Annotated in this window: 15 protein-coding genes; 14 read left to right on the forward strand and 1 reads right to left on the reverse strand. The window is 71.8% G+C overall.

What is annotated here, in order from left to right; genetic code table 11:
* Positions 1 to 51 precede the first annotated feature (51 nt).
* Genes mltG through ACA089_RS01880 form a run of 5 tightly spaced genes read left to right on the forward strand, consistent with a single transcriptional unit; the run spans position 52 to position 4,217 of the window.
* Positions 52 to 1,134 (forward strand): endolytic transglycosylase MltG, encoded by a 1,083-nt coding sequence (gene mltG, locus ACA089_RS01860; RefSeq protein WP_372017602.1) that lies wholly within the window; start codon positions 52 to 54, stop codon positions 1,132 to 1,134.
* A complete protein-coding gene (tmk, locus tag ACA089_RS01865; protein WP_372012853.1) occupies positions 1,131 to 1,805 on the forward strand; it encodes a dTMP kinase in 675 nt (224 codons plus the stop codon). The genes mltG and tmk overlap by 4 nt, the downstream gene beginning before the upstream one ends.
* Positions 1,802 to 2,776: a DNA polymerase III subunit delta' gene (locus ACA089_RS01870; protein ID WP_372012855.1), complete on the forward strand. Its 975-nt coding sequence runs from the start codon at positions 1,802 to 1,804 to the stop codon at positions 2,774 to 2,776. Before tmk ends, ACA089_RS01870 begins: the two co-directional genes overlap by 4 nt.
* Positions 2,773 to 3,126, forward strand: coding sequence for a PilZ domain-containing protein (locus ACA089_RS01875; protein ID WP_372012856.1), 354 nt, complete (start codon positions 2,773 to 2,775; stop codon positions 3,124 to 3,126). The genes ACA089_RS01870 and ACA089_RS01875 overlap by 4 nt, the downstream gene beginning before the upstream one ends.
* 41 nt (positions 3,127 to 3,167) lie before the next feature.
* Complete coding sequence (locus tag ACA089_RS01880; RefSeq protein ID WP_372012858.1) at positions 3,168 to 4,217, forward strand: DUF4380 domain-containing protein; 1,050 nt, start codon at positions 3,168 to 3,170, stop codon at positions 4,215 to 4,217.
* Between the two features lie 26 nt (positions 4,218 to 4,243).
* On the opposite strand, the gene ACA089_RS01885 is transcribed toward ACA089_RS01880, so the two are convergent.
* Positions 4,244 to 6,307 carry a 3-hydroxyacyl-CoA dehydrogenase NAD-binding domain-containing protein gene (locus ACA089_RS01885; protein ID WP_372012860.1) on the reverse strand — a complete coding sequence of 688 codons (2,064 nt, stop codon included), beginning with the start codon at positions 6,305 to 6,307 and terminating at the stop codon, positions 4,244 to 4,246.
* A 294-nt stretch (positions 6,308 to 6,601) separates the two neighbouring features.
* On the opposite strand from ACA089_RS01885, the gene rpoE reads away from it, so the two are divergent.
* The 9 genes from rpoE to recO all read left to right on the forward strand — a co-directional run bounded on the left by rpoE (position 6,602) and on the right by recO (position 15,355).
* Complete coding sequence (gene rpoE / locus ACA089_RS01890) at positions 6,602 to 7,231, forward strand: RNA polymerase sigma factor RpoE (RefSeq protein ID WP_372012861.1); 630 nt, start codon at positions 6,602 to 6,604, stop codon at positions 7,229 to 7,231.
* Positions 7,228 to 8,097, forward strand: coding sequence for a sigma-E factor negative regulatory protein (locus tag ACA089_RS01895; RefSeq protein WP_372012862.1), 870 nt, complete (start codon positions 7,228 to 7,230; stop codon positions 8,095 to 8,097). The genes rpoE and ACA089_RS01895 overlap by 4 nt, the downstream gene beginning before the upstream one ends.
* Positions 8,098 to 8,206: 109 nt before the next feature.
* Positions 8,207 to 9,748 carry a DegQ family serine endoprotease gene (locus tag ACA089_RS01900; protein ID WP_372012864.1) on the forward strand — a complete coding sequence of 514 codons (1,542 nt, stop codon included), beginning with the start codon at positions 8,207 to 8,209 and terminating at the stop codon, positions 9,746 to 9,748.
* Positions 9,749 to 9,900: 152 nt separating this feature from the next.
* Positions 9,901 to 11,694 carry a translation elongation factor 4 gene (lepA, locus tag ACA089_RS01905; RefSeq protein WP_372017604.1) on the forward strand — a complete coding sequence of 598 codons (1,794 nt, stop codon included), beginning with the start codon at positions 9,901 to 9,903 and terminating at the stop codon, positions 11,692 to 11,694.
* Between the two features lie 63 nt (positions 11,695 to 11,757).
* Entirely contained in the window at positions 11,758 to 12,558 is an 801-nt protein-coding gene (lepB, locus tag ACA089_RS01910) for a signal peptidase I (RefSeq protein WP_372012866.1), read from the forward strand.
* A 54-nt stretch (positions 12,559 to 12,612) separates the two neighbouring features.
* The gene (locus ACA089_RS01915) at positions 12,613 to 12,993 is read left to right on the forward strand and encodes a DUF4845 domain-containing protein (protein WP_372012868.1); all 381 of its coding nucleotides are present in this window, start codon (positions 12,613 to 12,615) and stop codon (positions 12,991 to 12,993) included.
* Entirely contained in the window at positions 12,980 to 13,672 is a 693-nt protein-coding gene (rnc, locus tag ACA089_RS01920; RefSeq protein ID WP_372012870.1) for a ribonuclease III, read from the forward strand. The genes ACA089_RS01915 and rnc overlap by 14 nt, the downstream gene beginning before the upstream one ends.
* A 10-nt stretch (positions 13,673 to 13,682) precedes the next feature.
* Complete coding sequence (gene era / locus ACA089_RS01925; RefSeq protein WP_372012872.1) at positions 13,683 to 14,606, forward strand: GTPase Era; 924 nt, start codon at positions 13,683 to 13,685, stop codon at positions 14,604 to 14,606.
* 17 nt (positions 14,607 to 14,623) lie between these two features.
* On the forward strand, positions 14,624 to 15,355 hold the full coding sequence (recO, locus tag ACA089_RS01930; protein WP_372012874.1) for a DNA repair protein RecO: 732 nt from the start codon (positions 14,624 to 14,626) through the stop codon (positions 15,353 to 15,355).
* Positions 15,356 to 15,378 lie beyond the last annotated feature (23 nt).

The following is a 15,378-nucleotide window of genomic DNA, read 5'->3' on the forward strand; positions in this document are numbered from 1 at the left end:
GGTTGCCGCCTGGCGCGGTATGCTGGCCGGATCGTGATCGACGAGGTGGACGTGGCCGGCGGACGTAGGAGCGCACTGCGCTGGGGACTGGGGGTTTCGTGCGTGCTGCTGCTGGTCGCGGCCGCGCTGGCGGGGTGGGGCTGGCTGCATTTCCAGCGTTTCGCCGATGCGCCGGCCGCCAGCGGCGATGCCGGCGCCAGCGTGCGGATCGAGCGCGGCGACGGCTTCGCCACCGTCCTGGGCCGCTTGCGCGAGGCCGGCGTCGATGCCGGCCATGACCTCGAATGGCGGCTGCTGGCGCGGCGGATGGATGCGGCCGGCCGGCTCAAGGTCGGCGAGTACGCCCTGGAGCCGGGCCTGACGCCGCGCGAGCTGCTGCAGCGCATGCGCGATGGCCGCGTGGTCCAGTACCGCGTCACCCTGGTCGAGGGCTGGAATTTCCGCCAGCTGCGCGCTGCGCTCGCAGCGGCCGAACCGCTCGGGCACGAGACCCGCGGCATGGACGACGCGGCGGTCATGGCCGCGCTCGGCCGGCCCGGCCAGCATCCGGAAGGGCGCTTCCTGCCCGAGACCTACCTGTACCAGCGCGGCGACACCGACCTGGACGTGCTCGGCCGCGCGCACGCGGCGATGGAACAGGCGCTCGCCGAAGCCTGGGCCGGCCGGGCGCAGGACGTGCCGCTGAAGTCGCCCGACGAGGCGCTGGTGCTGGCATCGATCGTGGAGAAGGAAACCGGACAGGCGCGCGAGCGCCCGCAGATCGCCGGCGTGTTCGCCCGGCGCCTGCAGAAGGGCATGCTGCTGCAGACCGACCCGACCGTGATCTACGGCATGGGCAGCGGCTACGACGGCAACATCCGCAAGCGCGACCTGACCACCGACACGCCTTACAACACCTACACCCGCCCCGGCCTGCCGCCCACGCCGATCGCGATGCCCGGCCGCGCCGCATTGCAGGCGGCGGTGAACCCCGCGCCGGGCGACGCGCTCTATTTCGTCTCGCGCAACGACGGCAGCCACATCTTCTCGGCCACCTACGCAGAGCACAGCGCCGCGGTGGACTGCTACCAGCGGCGCCGCTGCCCGGCCGGCTCCACCGCGGGCGAAGCGCAGGACGGAGCGCGCCAGCGATGAGCGGAGGCGTCCTCTCGCACCCGCGGTTCATCAGCCTGGAAGGCGGCGAGGGCGCCGGCAAGAGCACGGCGATCGCCGCCTTGCGCGACGCGCTGCTGCAGCGCGGGCACGAGGTGGTGCTGACCCGCGAGCCCGGTGGCACGCCGCTGGCCGAACGGATCCGCGCGCTGATGCTGGACAACCGCGACTCGCTGCGCGGCGACGGCGGCGAAGACGAGCCGCTGTCGGCCGAGGCCGAACTGCTGCTGGTGTTCGCCGCGCGCGCCCAGCACGTGCGCCAGGTGATCCGCCCCGCGCTGCAGCGCGGGGCGTTCGTGGTCAGCGACCGCTTCACCGATTCGAGCTACGCCTACCAAGGCGACGGCCGCGGCCTGGACCCGGCCTGGATCGCCGACCTCGAACGGCGTGCGGTCGGGCTGCGGCCAGGCCTGACCCTGCTGCTCGACCTGGACGTGCGCGAGGGCCGTGCCCGCACCGCCGGCCGCGACCTGTGGCCGGACCGCATCGAAAGCGAACAGGACGATTTCTTCGAACGCGTGCGCGCCGGTTTCCGCCGCCGCGCCGCGGCCGAACCCGGCCGTTTCCGCGTGGTCGACGCGTCGCGCGCGCCGGGCGAGGTGGGCCACGCCGTCGCCGTGGCGGTCGCGCGCTGGCTGGAGGAACAGGCGTGAGCGAATCGCTGGCGCCGTGGCAGCAGCGCGTCCACGACCAGGCGATGGCCACCCTGTCCGCCGGTCGGCTCGGCCACGCGCTGCTGTTCGATGGCCCGGCCGTCCTCGGCAAGCGCGCGGTGGCCGAGCGCCTGGCGGCGTACGTGCTGTCCGGTGGCGAACCGGCCGCCGAGGCGCGCAATCGTCCGCTGATCGCCGCAGGCACGCACCCGGACCTGCACGTGGTGTCATTCGTACCGAACAAGGAAGGCACCCGCCTGCGCACCGAGATCGTGATCGAGCAGATCCGCGAGCTGGGGCAGCAGCTCGCGCTCACCCCGCAGTACGGGCGGGCGCAGGTGGCGATCATCGATCCGGCCGATGCGCTCAACACCTCCGCCTGCAATGCGCTGCTCAAGACCCTCGAGGAACCCGCGCCAGGCCGTTACCTGTGGCTGGTGAGCGCCCGGCCGGGGCGCCTGCCCGCCACCATCCGCAGCCGCTGCCAGCGGCTGGAATTCCGCCTCCCGCCCCGCGACGAGGCGGCCGCCTGGCTGCACGCGCGGGGGCACGCGGTGCCGGCGGCCGCGGAAGCACTGGACGCCGCCCGGGGGCATCCCGGCCTGGCGGACGAATGGTTGCGGGGCGACGGGCTCGCCCTGCGGCGGGAAGTGGCGACCGACATGGCCGCGATGGAAGCCGGCCGGCTGGAGCCGCTCGAGGCGGCGACCCGCTGGACCGCGGACGACCATGCCGCCGAACGGCTGCGCCACGCCGCCGAACACGCGCTCGGCCTGGGCCGCGCGCAGGCGGCCGGGACCGGCTTGACCGATCCGGACCGATTGCACAAGCTGGGGGCCTGGTTCGATGCCGCCAACCGTGCCCGCGAACTGCTGCGCAGCACGGTGCGCGCCGACCTGGTGATGGCAGATCTGCTGCTGGCCTGGCGCGACGCGTCGCGTCCGCAGGCCGGCAAAGGGGACAACCGATGAGTGCTGCAAGCGGGCGCCAGGGCATCCTGTCGCTGGCGGTCAAGGACAAGGCCGCGCTGTACAACGCCTACATGCCGTACGTGCGGCATGGGGGCATTTTCGTGCCCACGCCCAAGCGCTACTTCCTCGGCGACGAGGTGTTCCTGCTGCTGACCCTGCCCGATTCCAGCGACCGCCTGCCGATCGCCGGCAAGGTGGTCTGGGTGACGCCTGCCGGCGCCCAGGGCAACCGCACCGCCGGCATCGGCGTGCAGTTCCCGGAAGGGGCGGAGGGCGAGGCGGTGAAGAACCGGATCGAAACCCAGCTGGCCGGCACCCTCAACGCGGACAAGCCGACCCAGACCATGTGACCGGCCCCGCGCGCGGGGCGCGCGGCGCCTGGAGGGATGCGATGCGGCTTGCCCGGCTCCTGCCTGCCACGGTCCTGCTGGCCTTCGGTGCCGGCCCGATACCGGCTTCCGCCGTCGATGCCCCCGCCCGGGTGCGCCTGGAAAGCCCGAAGCTCGCGCTCGAGGTTTCCCCGCGGCTCGGCGGGCGCGTGCTGCATTTCTCGGTGCCCGGGGCGCCCAACCTGCTGCGCACCGGCGAGGCGGTCGCCTCGCAGCCGGACCCGCGGGTGGACCCGGCCGGCCCGAACATTCCCTACCTCGGCCACGAGATGTGGGTCGGTCCGCAGGCGGCGTGGTGGACCGACCAGCGCCTCAATCCGGCCCGGCGCGACGCGGCGGCACAATGGCCACCCGATCCGTGGCTGGCGCATGCCCCGGCGCAGGTGCGGGTGCATGAAGCCGACCGGCTGGTGCTCGAGGGCGCAGCCAGCCCGGTCAGCGGCGTGCAGCTGACCCAGTCGTTCTCGATCGCGCCGGAGCGGCCGGATACGGTCGAACTGGCGGTCGAGATGCGCAACATCCGCAAGCAGCCGGTGGCGCGCGACATCTGGTTCAACACCCGGGTGCACCCGGAGACGCGGGTGTTCGTGCCGGTCGCCGCGGACGGCAGCGGCGTGCGCGTGCGCTCGGATACCGGCGAGGGCTTTGACGGACTTGTGAGCAGCACGGCCGACGGCCTGTTCTCGCTCGAGCCGCTGCCGCCCGCTCCCGGACTGCAGGGTCGCCGCGGCAAGGTCTTCATCCAGCCGCGGGCGGGCTGGATCGCCGGTTTCAATGCCGGCCAGGCGTTCCTGGTCCACTTCGAGCTGCAGCCGCTGGACCGCATCCACCCCGACCAGGGCCAGGTCGAGCTCTACCTGGCCTGGACGCCCGGCCAGCGCGATACCGGGGTGATGGAGCTGGAGGTGCATGCGCCGTTCGCCACGCTCGCCCCCGGCGAGACCACGAGCGCGCGCGAATGGTGGACGGTGCGCCGTTACGACGGCCCGGACCGTCGCGACGCGCAGGTGGCCTTCCTGCAGCGGATGCTGGCCGAGGCCGGAGTCGAATAGGCTCCGCGCCAGGTCGGACGCCGCGCCTACTCCGGGGGCTGCCGCAACAGCGGATTGTCCCAGCCGGGGCGCGGTGCGAAGCGGTCGCCGTGCCGCGCCTGCAACGCCTTGAGCCGCTCGAGCAGGGCGTCGGCGCCGGTGGCGCGGATGTGCTGGATGGGGCCGCCGCGGAACGGGGCGAAGCCGGTGCCGAAGATCACGCCCGCGTCGAGCAGGTCGGCATCGGCCACCACGCCGTCGTGCAGGCAGGCGACCGCTTCGTTGAGCAGCGGCAGGACCAGCCGGTCCTCCAGGTCGGACGGCGCCTGGTAGCCGCCCGGCGCTTCGGGCTTGACCGGCTTGCCCTGTTCCCACTTGTAGATGCCTTGGCCGTCCTTCTTGCCGCGCCTGCCCGGTTCCACCGTGGCGAGCGTCGACGGCACCTGCAGGCCGAGGAACGGCGACAGCTCCGCGCCCACGCCTTGCGCCACGTCGAGGCCGACCGTGTCGATCAGCTCGATCGGGCCCATCGGCATGCCGAACTTCACCGCGGCCTTGTCGATGACCACGCCGGGGATGCCCTCGGCATAGGCGGTGGCCGCCTCGAGCATGTACGGGAACAGCACGCGGTTGACCAGGAACCCCGGGGTGCCGGCGACCGGCACCGGGAACTTGTCCAGCGCCTTGCAGAACGCGGCCAGCCGCGCGACCACGGCCGGGTCGAGCCGGTCGTGCTGGACGATCTCCACCAGCGGCATCAGCGCCACCGGGTTGAAGTAGTGCAGGCCGGCGAAGTGCGCCGGGCGGGCGATGTGCTCGCGCAGCTCGTCCAGCGGAATCGAGGACGTGTTGGTGGTGAGCAGCGCATCGTCCTTCATCCGCGGCTCGAGCGCGTGGTACAGGTCGCGCTTGGCCTCGGGGTTCTCGATGATGGCCTCGATGACCAGGTCGGCCTCGGGCACGCCGGCACCGGCCAGGTCGCCCTTCAGCCGCGCGGCGACCGCCGGCCGCTTGCCTTCGTCCTTCACCTTCTTCGCGACCAGCTCCTGCGCGCGGGCGAGGGCGCCGTCGATGAAGCGCTGCTCGCGGTCCTGCAGGGTCACCTCGAAGCCCTTGTAGGCCGACCAGGCGGCGATGTCGCCGCCCATCACGCCGGCGCCGACCACGTGCACGTGGCGGATGCCATGGTCTTTGCCGCCGAGGCCCTTGAGCCGCTCGGTGAGGAAGAAGATGCGGATCAGGTTGCGCGCGGTCGGGGTGCCGGCCAGCTTGACCACCGCGCGGCGCTCGGCGTCCAGGCGCGCCTGGATGCCGCTGCCGCCGGCGCGTTCCCACGCCCCGATCAGGGCATACGGCGCGGGGTAGTGGTCCTTCTTCGCCTTGCGCGCGACCTGCTTGGCCATCTGCGGCGCGAGGATCTTCCGCGCCGGCCAGGTGTTGGTGACCCAGCCGGTGAAGCGCTGCTTGAACGGACGCTGCGTGCCCTTCAGCGCCAGCGCCGCGGCGGCATCCTCCAGCAGCGCCGGTTCGACGACCTTGTCGACCAGTCCCATGCCGCGTGCGGCCGAGGCGGACAGCGTGCGGCCGGTCAGCATCAGGTCCATCGCCGCCGGCGCGCCGACCAGCCGCGGCAGGCGGGCGCTGCCGCCCCAGCCCGGGAAGATGCCGAGCTTGGTCTCCGGCAGGCCGATCCGGGTGGACGGATCGGCCGAGGCCACGCGGTAGTCGCAGGCCAGCGACAGTTCGGTGCCGCCGCCCATGCAGAAGCCATGGATCGCGGCCACGGTCGGGCAGGGCAGTTCGGCGACCTTCTGGAACACCGCCTGGCCACGGCGGATCGCGTCGTTGACCGTGCCCTTGCGGTCGAAGTCCTGGAACTCCTTCAGGTCGGCGCCGGCGATGAAGCCGGACGCCTTGGCCGAGCGGAACACCACCCCCCTGGGCGGGTCGATCGCCAGCCGTTCGACGATGTCGCCCAGTTCGATCAGCACGTCCTGCGAGAGCGCGTTGACCGGCGCTCCCTGGCGGTCCAGCGCCAGCACGACGACGCCGTCATCGCGCTGTGCGGCTTGCCAGTGGCTGAATCGCAGTCCGTCGAAGCCTGGGAGCATGGCCTGACCATCCGGTTGTGTATGGAGGAGCCGCTATCATCCCGAGGTTGTTTCCGTGGCGTCAAATCCCGATCCAGTGGATCGGACCGGTCGCGGATGGCGGCGAGCCCGACCATACTGGCCGCGCGGTTAAGGTCCTGCATGACGATCGCGGCACGGCGCCGCAGGCGGGCCGGGCCTGGAAACACCCGCGCGCGGCCCCCGGGCAGCGGCTTCCGCCAGGCCGCTGAACTTTTTCCGGCAACGGCGGTCACAAGGCCCGGAACGTCGGGCTGACCAGGAGTGTGGCCCGGCATGGCCGAAGGAACGCCAAAGGATCCGACCCAGGAGCTGGACCTCGAGCTGGTCCGCCGCGTGCAGCGTGGCGACAGCGCGGCATTCGACCTGCTGGTGCGCAAGTACCAGCACCGGATCACCGGGCTGATCGGACGCTACGTGCCGGACTGGAGCGAATGCCAGGACGTGGCCCAGGAAACCTTCATGCGCGCCTACCGCGCGCTGGGGAATTTCCGCGGCGACGCCCAGTTCTATACCTGGTTGCACCGCATCGCCGTGAATACCGCCAAGAACCACCTGGTCGCCCACAACCGCCGTCCGCCCACGGACGACATCGACGCCAGCGACGCCGAGCAGTACGACGCCGGCGCGCGCCTGCGCGATACCGACACGCCCGAGCGCGAAGCGATGCGCGAGGAGCTGGAGCGGACCGTGATGAAGGCGGTGGATGCGTTGCCTGAGGAACTGCGGACCGCCATCACCCTGCGCGAGGTGGACGGCCTGAGCTACGAGGAGATCGCGCAGAAGATGGCCAGCCCGATCGGCACGGTGCGTTCGCGCATCTTCCGGGCGCGCGAGGCCATCGATGCCGAACTGCGGCCCCTGCTCGACATCCAGAGCGCCACCCGCGAACGAAACCGTCCATGACCCACGACCCACGCATCCAGCCCGGCGACGCCACCGTCGACAAACTCGAACTCCACGCGCGGCAGCAGCTGTCCGCCCTGGTCGACGGCGAGCTCTCGCCCGACGAGGCGCGCTTCCTGCTGCGCCGCCTGCAGCACGACACCGAGCTGTCAGGCCGCTACGAACGCTGGCACCTGGCCGGCGACATACTCCGGGGCCAGGTGCGGCGCGCGGCCGCACCCGGTTTCGCCGAGCGCGTGGCCACCGCGGTCGCCGGCGAACCGGCGGCCGAGGGACGTCCCGCCGCAGTGGCGGGCGCCGGTCGCCGCCGCGGTCTCGCGCGCTGGGGCGGCGGCGCGGCACTGGCCGCCTCCGTCGCCGCCGTGGCGATGATGGTGACCGGCCGCGAAGAACTTCCGCAGCCGGCGCCGCCGCTGGTCGCGATGCAGACCCTGCCGTCCACCGAGGCGCGGCTGGCCGCGCCGCCTGCGCAGGCCGCATCGTCGGCCGCTTCGCGCGAGGCGGCCATCGCCCAGGCGCCGCGCACGGCGGTCGCCGCAAGCCGTCGCACGGCCGTGGTCGCGGACGCCACCCCGGCCGCGCAACCCGGACCGGCGGCGCCCGCGCTGCCGCTGGTCGCCGATGCCGGGGCCGGTGTGCTGCGGCCGACCGATCCGTTCGCGTCCTCGGCGCCGCTGCAGGCGCGGCCGTGGCCGCGCGCCGCACTCTCGCAGCCGGCTTCGAGTTCGTTCACCGCGAGCTTCGGCCAGCAGGCGGCACCGCGCCCGTTCTATCCGTTCGAGCCCGGCCCGCAGCTCGCGGTACCCGCGGCCGCGGACGAGGCAGGCGACCTGCCGGCTCCGCCGCCGGAGGACGACGCGCGTTGACCGGCAAGGGCGTCGCGCGCGCCGGCAGTTCCCCCGATCCCGATAGCTCCGTGTCCACGGCCGCCCGGTCGTGGCCGCTCCTCCCCCTGATCCCGAAGGCATGATCCCGATGAATTCCCGCGTCCGTCCCAGCCTGCTTGCCGCACTGGTCCTCACCGTCCCGCTGATGGCCTGCGCGCGTGCGCCCGAGGGCGCGGCGACCGCCTCCCAGGCCGCCGCGCCGGCCGCGGCCGTGTCCGCCCCGCAGGCGCCTTCCGCTCCGCTCGTCACGGGCCTGCCGGATTTCACCCGGCTGGTCGAACAGGTGGGCCCGGCGGTGGTGAACATCGAGGCGCGGATCCCGGCGCGTACCGCCGGCCGCGGCGGCATGCCCGGCAACGACGAGATGCCGGAAATCTTCCGCCGCTTTTTCGGACCGGACTTTCCCGGAGCGCCGGGCCAGCCCGGTCGCCCCGGCCCCGACGCGCCGTCGGGCCGCTCGGTCGGCTCGGGCTTCATCATTTCCAGCGACGGCTATGTCCTGACCAACCACCACGTGGTCGACGGCGCGGACAGCGTCACCGTGCGCCTGTCCGACCGCCGCGAGTTCACCGCCAAGGTCGTCGGCAGCGACGAAACCTACGACGTCGCCCTGTTGAAGGTCGATGGCAAGGGGCTGCCGGTCCTGCGCCAGGGCCAGTCGGGCTCGATCAAGCCGGGCCAGTGGGTCGTGGCCATCGGCTCGCCGCTGGGCCTGGACCAGTCGGTCACCGCCGGCATCGTCAGCGCGGTCGGCCGCACCGGCGGTCCCGGCCAGCAGTACGTGCCGTTCATCCAGACCGACGTGGCGATCAACCGCGGCAACTCCGGTGGCCCGCTGCTCAACACCTCCGGCGAGGTGGTCGGCATCAACTCGCAGATCCTGAGCAACTCCGGCGGCTACATGGGCGTGAGCTTCGCCATCCCGATGGACCTGGCGATGGGCGCGGTCGAGCAGATCAAGAAGAGCGGCCGGGTCAGCCGCGGCATGCTCGGCGTGCAGATCCAGGGCCTGGATGCGACCCGCGCGCGGGCGATGGGCCTGGACACCAATGACGGCGCGCTGGTCAACAGCGTCGAGCCGGGCAGCGCGGCGGAGAAGGGCGGTATCGAGATCGGCGACGTGATCGTCTCGGTCAACGGCCGCAACGTGGCCACCAGCGCCGACCTGCCGCCGATGGTGGGCATGCTGGCGCCGGGTTCGAAGGCCAAGATCGGCGTGATCCGGGACGGCAAGCCGCGCGAGCTCAGCGTGACCCTGGGCGAACTGCCGAGCGATGCGCAGCGCGCTTCGGCCGGCCCCGACGACGCCGGCGCGGGCCCGGCCGCCGCTTCGGCGGTCGACGAACTCGGCCTGCGGGTCGCGGAGCTGGATGCCGGCTCGCGCCGGCAGCTCGGCCTGGGCGCGGGCGAGGGCGTGCGCATCACCGGCGTGGACGGTACCGAGGCCCGCGAAGCCGGGCTGCAGCCCGGCATGGTGATCCTGCGCGTCGGCCGCACCCCCGTGGGCAGCGTGGCCGCCCTGGAGCGCCAGCTCGGTGGCGTCGGCCCCGGCGATGCGGTGATGCTGCTGGTCCGCGATCCCGCCGGCCGCACCAGCTTCGTGGCCCTGACCGTGGGTTCCGGCGACTGACGATCGAGGCGCCGGCGGCCCCCGCGGGCCGCCGGCGTCCCCGGCACCAGGGCCCGCGGCCGGGGGCGGGGCGGGAACCCCGCCCGGCGTGCGATAATCCGCCGTTGTCCGACGACGGCCGAGACCGCCGCCCCCACATGTCATCCGATTCGATGCGGTTCATCCGCAACTTCTCCATCATCGCCCACGTCGACCACGGCAAGTCGACCCTCGCCGACCGCATCATCCAGCTGTGCGGCGGCCTGGAGGCGCGCGAGATGGAGGCCCAGGTGCTCGACTCCAACCCGATCGAGCGCGAGCGCGGCATCACCATCAAGGCCCAGTCGGTCTCGCTGCCGTACAAGGCGCAGGACGGCCACACCTATTTCCTGAACTTCATCGACACCCCCGGCCACGTCGACTTCTCCTACGAGGTCAGCCGTTCGCTGGCCGCGTGCGAGGGTGCGCTGCTGGTGGTCGACGCCGCCCAGGGCGTGGAGGCGCAGTCGGTCGCCAACTGCTACACCGCGGTGGAGCAGGGCCTGGAAGTGGTGCCGGTGCTGAACAAGATCGACCTGCCCACCGCCGACATCGACCGGGCCAAGGCCGAGATCGAGGCGGTGATCGGCATCGACGCCGACGACGCGGTCGCGGTCAGCGCCAAGACCGGCCTGAACGTGGAGCAGGTGCTGGAGGCGATCGTGCACCGCATCCCGCCGCCGGTCCCGCGCGACACCGACAAGCTGCAGGCGCTGATCATCGATTCCTGGTTCGACAACTACCTGGGCGTGGTCTCGCTGGTGCGGGTCATGCAGGGCGAGATCAAGCCGAAGAGCAAGATCCTGGTGATGTCCACCGGGCGCGCCCACGACGTCGACAAGGTCGGCGTGTTCACCCCCAAGCGCAAGGAACTGCCCGCGCTGCGCGCCGGCGAGGTGGGCTGGATCACGGCTTCGATCAAGGACGTGCACGGCGCCCCGGTCGGCGACACCCTGACCCTGGCCGGCGACCCGGCGCCCAAGCCCTTGCCCGGCTTCCAGGAGATGCAGCCGCGCGTGTTCGCCGGCCTGTTCCCGACCAACGCCGAGGACTACCCGGCCCTGCGCGAGGCGCTGGAGAAGCTGCGCCTGAACGACGCGGCGCTGCGCTTCGAGCCGGAAAGCTCCGAGGCGATGGGCTTCGGCTTCCGTTGCGGCTTCCTGGGCATGCTGCACATGGAGATCGTGCAGGAGCGGCTGGAGCGCGAGTACGACCTGGACCTGATCACCACCGCGCCGACGGTCGTGTACGAGGTCCTCAGGACCGACGGCACGGTGGTCTCGCTGGACAACCCGGCCAAGCTGCCGCAGTCCAACCTGGTCGAGGAGGTGCGCGAGCCGATCATCCGCGCCAACATCCTCACCCCCGAGGCGTACATCGGCAACATCATCAAGCTGTGCGAGGACAAGCGCGGCGTGCAGATCGGCATCACCTACATGGCCAGCCAGGTGCAGATCAGCTACGAGCTGCCGATGGCCGAGGTGGTGCTGGACTTCTTCGACAAGCTCAAGTCGGTCAGCCGCGGCTACGCCTCGCTGGACTACCACTTCCTGCGCTTCGACGCCGGCCCGTTCGTGCGCCTGGACACGCTGATCAACGGCGACCGGGTAGACGCGCTCTCGCTGATCGTGCACCGCAGCCACGCCGACCGGCGCGGCCGCGAACTGTGCGAGAAGATGAAGGAGCTGATCCCGCGCCAGATGTTCGACGTCGCGATCCAGGCGGCGGTCGGCTCGCAGATCATCGCCCGCTCCACGGTCAAGGCGATGCGCAAGAACGTGCTGGCCAAGTGTTACGGCGGCGACATCACCCGCAAGAAGAAGCTGCTGGAGAAGCAGAAGGAAGGCAAGAAGCGGATGAAGCAGGTCGGCCGCGTCGAGATCCCGCAGGAGGCCTTCCTCGCCGTGCTGCAGGTGGACAGCAAGTAAGGGCGGCCGCGGCTGCCGCGTTCCGATCCCGTTCCCAGATGCGTTCCCCGCCAAGGATTACGAATGAAATGGTTTGAGCTCGGACTGGTCGTGCTGACCTTCGCCACCGGCCTGATCTGGCTGGTCGACCGGCTGTTCTTCGCCAAGCGCCGCGCCGCCGCCGGCGGCCTGCTGGACGAGGAGCCGGTGGTCGTCGACTACTCGCGCGCGTTCTTCCCGGTGCTGGCGCTGGTGCTGGTGCTGCGCAGCTTCGTCGCCGAGCCCTACAAGATCCCGTCCAGCTCGATGATGCCGAACCTGCTGATCGGCGACTTCATCCTGGTCAACAAGTTCGCCTACGGCCTGCGCCTGCCGGTGAACAACCACAAGTTCGTGTCGATCGGCGAGCCCGAGCGCGGCGACGTGGTGGTGTTCAAGCCGCCGCACGCGCCGGACCAGAACTGGATCAAGCGGGTGATCGGCCTGCCGGGCGACCGCATCGGCTTCCATGGCGACACGCTGTACATCAACGGCGAAGCGGTGCAGTACGAGAAGCTCGGCGACTTCGTCGGCCAGGGCCGCGGCGCGGAGATGACCGGGGCCAGCCTGCTGCTGGAGAAGCTTCCCGGGCGCGAGCACCAGGTGCTGGAGTGGCTGGACCGGGCCAACCCGGCCGGCCAGGGCGAATGGACGGTGCCGGCGGGGCAGTATTTCGTAATGGGCGACAATCGTGATAATAGCGAGGACAGCCGGTTCTGGACCCAGACGCACTTCCTGCCGGAGGAGAACCTCCGGGGCAAGGCGTTCCTGATCTGGCTGAACTGCGAGGGGTGGTTCTGCAAGGGGAGTTTCGATCCGTCGCGGATCGGGACATCGATCAAGTAGCGTGCCGGCGCGTCGGGTGCACCTGCCGGTGGCGCACGTCATAGGGGGTTGGGAATGAAGCGCAAGCAAAGCGGTCTGAGCCTGGTGGCGTTCCTGGTCGTGCTGGCCGTCGTCGGCTTCGCCGCCTACATCGGCATGAAGCTGTTCCCGATGTACCAGGAGTACTACTCCGTCCGCACGGCGATGAAGGGGCTGGCGAACGAGCCGGGCGTGGGCGACATGGATCCGCGGAGGATCCAGGACCTGTTCTTCCGGCGGCTGGACATGAGCTATTCCGACAACGTCAAGCCGCAGAACGTCAAGTTCGAGCGCACCGACGGCGGCTGGGACATGCGCGTCCAGTACGAGGTGCGTCGCCCGCTGGTCGGCAACCTGGACGTGGTCGGCCACTTCGACAGCACCCAGAACCTCTCCAGGCGTGGTGGCGGGCAGTGACCGCAGCGTGTTGCGCGACCGGATCGGCCACCCGTTCGCCGATCCGGCGCTGCTTGCGCAGGCGCTGACCCACCGCAGCGCCGGCACGCCGCACAACGAGCGCCTGGAGTTCCTCGGCGACGGCGTGGTGAACCTGCTGGCGGCCGAGGCCCTCTACCAGCGCTGGCCGACCGCCGACGAGGGCGTGTTGACCCGGGCGCGCGCCGAACTGGTCCGCGAAGCCTCGCTGGCCACCATCGCCCGCCACCTGGAGCTGGGCGACCGCCTGACCCTGGGGCCGGGCGAACTGAAGTCGGGCGGGTTCCGCCGCGATTCGATCCTGGCCGACGCGCTCGAAGCGGTGGTCGCGGCGATCTACCTGGACGCCGGCTACGAGGCCTGCCGGCGCGTGGTCCTGCCCTGGTTCGAGCAGGCGCTGGCGGCCCTGCCGGTCGGCAAGCCGGAGAAGGACGCCAAGACCCGCCTGCAGGAATGGCTGCAGGCGCGGCAGCGTCCCCTGCCGGCCTATGAACTGGTGTCCGAGAGCGGCGAGGAGCACGCCAAGGTCTTCCTTTCCCGGTGTACCCTGAGCGAACCGCCGGTCAGTGCCGACGGGCAGGGCACCTCCCGCCGGCTGGCCGAACAGGCCGCCGCGGCCGCAGTGCTGGAACGGCTGGAGCCTTCGCCCCGGCATCCATGAGCGTCGTCGAGTGAACTCCGAAAACAACCAAGACTCCCACCGCTGCGGCAGCGTCGCGGTGATCGGCCGGCCGAACGTCGGCAAGTCCACCCTGGTCAACGCGCTGGTCGGCGCCAAGGTCAGCATCGTCTCCAACCGCCCGCAGACCACCCGCCACCGGCTGCTGGGCATCGCCACCGTCGAGGGCGGCCAGCTGCTGCTGGTCGACACGCCCGGGCTGCATCGCGGCGAAGGCCGGTTCAAGGCCTCGGCGATGAGCCGGGTGATGAACCGCACCGCGCGCGGCGCGGTCGAGGACGTCGACGCGGCGCTGATGGTGGTCGAGGCCGGGCGCTGGGACGAGGAGGACTCGCTGGTCTTCAACGTGCTGCGCGATGGCGGTATCCCGGTGGTGCTGGCGGTGAACAAGGTCGACCGGCTCAAGGACAAGAGCGTGCTGCTGCCGTTCCTGGCCCAGGTCAGCGAAGGCCGCGACTTCGCCGCGATCCACCCGGTGTCGGCGCTCAAGCACAAGGGGCTCGAGGCGCTGGTCGGCGACCTGCTCAAGCTGGTGCCGGAGGCCCCGCCGGCCTACGAGGAAGACGAGATCACCGACCGCAGCCAGCGTTTCCTGGCCGGCGAACTGGTCCGCGAGCAGCTGATGCGCCAGCTCGGCGACGAACTGCCGTACGCGACCACGGTGGAGATCGAGCGCTTCGCCGAGGATGGCGAGCTGCTGCGGATCGGCGCGGTGGTGTGGGTCGAGCGCGAAGGGCAGAAGCCCATCGTCATCGGCAAGGGCGGCACCCGCCTGCGCGACATCGGCAGCAAGGCGCGGCAGCAGATGGAACGGCTGTTCGGGCGCAAGGTCTTCCTGGAGACCTGGGTGCGCGTGCGCGAGGGCTGGTCCGATGACGAGGCCGCGCTGAAGGCCTTCGGCTACGGCGAGAACTGAGCGACGCTCGCGCCGGGATGCGGATCGAAGGCGAGACCGGCTTCGTCCTGCACGCGCGGCCGTGGCGCGAGACCAGCCTGCTGGTCGAGGTGCTGAGCGCCGGCCACGGCCGGATCGGCCTGGTCGCGCGCGGCGTGCATTCGCCGAAGCGGCAGGTGCTGCGCGCCGCGCTGCAGCCGCTGCAGCACATCCGCTTCGACGCGGTGCTGGCCGGCGAGCTGGCGCAGCTGCGTGGCGCCGAGGCGCTCGATGCGGCCCCGGCGCTGGCGGGCGACGCGTTGCTGGCGGCGTTCTACCTCAACGAGCTGGTGTTGCGCCTGGCGCCCCGCCAGGATCCGCTGCCCGAGCTCGACGCCGCCTACGCGCGCACGCGCGAACGCCTGCGCGGCGGCGAGCCGCTGGCCTGGACCCTGCGGCGTTTCGAGCGCGACCTGCTGGACGCGCTGGGCGTCGGCTTCGAGCTCCACTGCGACGGCGACGGCGAGCCGCTCGATCCGGCCGCCCGCTACCGGCTCGACCCCGAGCATGGCCCGCGCCGCCTGCTCAGCGACCGCGGCCATGCCGAGCGCAGCGCCGCGGCCACCGGGCGCGCGCTGCTCGCCCTGGACGCCGACGCGCGACCGGAGCCGGCCGACCTGGCCAGCCTGCGGCTGCCCTTGCGCGCGGTGCTGGCCCACCACCTGGGCCCGCGTGGCCTGAAGTCGTGGGAGATGGCGGCGACCCTGGGCCGGATCGCCGCGGTGCGCTGAGCGCCGGTTCCCGCGCCCCGGCA

It is taken from the genome of Pseudoxanthomonas fibrivorans (genome assembly GCF_041464125.1).
Taxonomy (GTDB): Bacteria; Pseudomonadota; Gammaproteobacteria; order Xanthomonadales; family Xanthomonadaceae; genus Pseudoxanthomonas.

What these genes read in the sequence shown, in the direction of transcription:
- ACA089_RS01915 (WP_372012868.1), top strand. Translation starts at nt 12,613, where the DNA reads ATGAAGCGCAAGCAAAGCGGTCTGAGCCTGGTGGCGTTCCTGGTCGTG.
- ACA089_RS01875 (WP_372012856.1), top strand. Translation starts at nt 2,773, where the DNA reads ATGAGTGCTGCAAGCGGGCGCCAGGGCATCCTGTCGCTGGCGGTCAAG.
- ACA089_RS01895 (WP_372012862.1), top strand. Translation starts at nt 7,228, where the DNA reads ATGACCCACGACCCACGCATCCAGCCCGGCGACGCCACCGTCGACAAA.
- tmk (WP_372012853.1), top strand. Translation starts at nt 1,131, where the DNA reads ATGAGCGGAGGCGTCCTCTCGCACCCGCGGTTCATCAGCCTGGAAGGC.
- ACA089_RS01880 (WP_372012858.1), top strand. Translation starts at nt 3,168, where the DNA reads ATGCGGCTTGCCCGGCTCCTGCCTGCCACGGTCCTGCTGGCCTTCGGT.
- lepB (WP_372012866.1), top strand. Translation starts at nt 11,758, where the DNA reads ATGAAATGGTTTGAGCTCGGACTGGTCGTGCTGACCTTCGCCACCGGC.
- lepA (WP_372017604.1), top strand. Translation starts at nt 9,901, where the DNA reads ATGCGGTTCATCCGCAACTTCTCCATCATCGCCCACGTCGACCACGGC.
- recO (WP_372012874.1), top strand. Translation starts at nt 14,624, where the DNA reads ATGCGGATCGAAGGCGAGACCGGCTTCGTCCTGCACGCGCGGCCGTGG.
- rpoE (WP_372012861.1), top strand. Translation starts at nt 6,602, where the DNA reads ATGGCCGAAGGAACGCCAAAGGATCCGACCCAGGAGCTGGACCTCGAG.
- ACA089_RS01900 (WP_372012864.1), top strand. Translation starts at nt 8,207, where the DNA reads ATGAATTCCCGCGTCCGTCCCAGCCTGCTTGCCGCACTGGTCCTCACC.
- ACA089_RS01885 (WP_372012860.1), bottom strand. Translation starts at nt 6,307, where the DNA reads ATGCTCCCAGGCTTCGACGGACTGCGATTCAGCCACTGGCAAGCCGCA.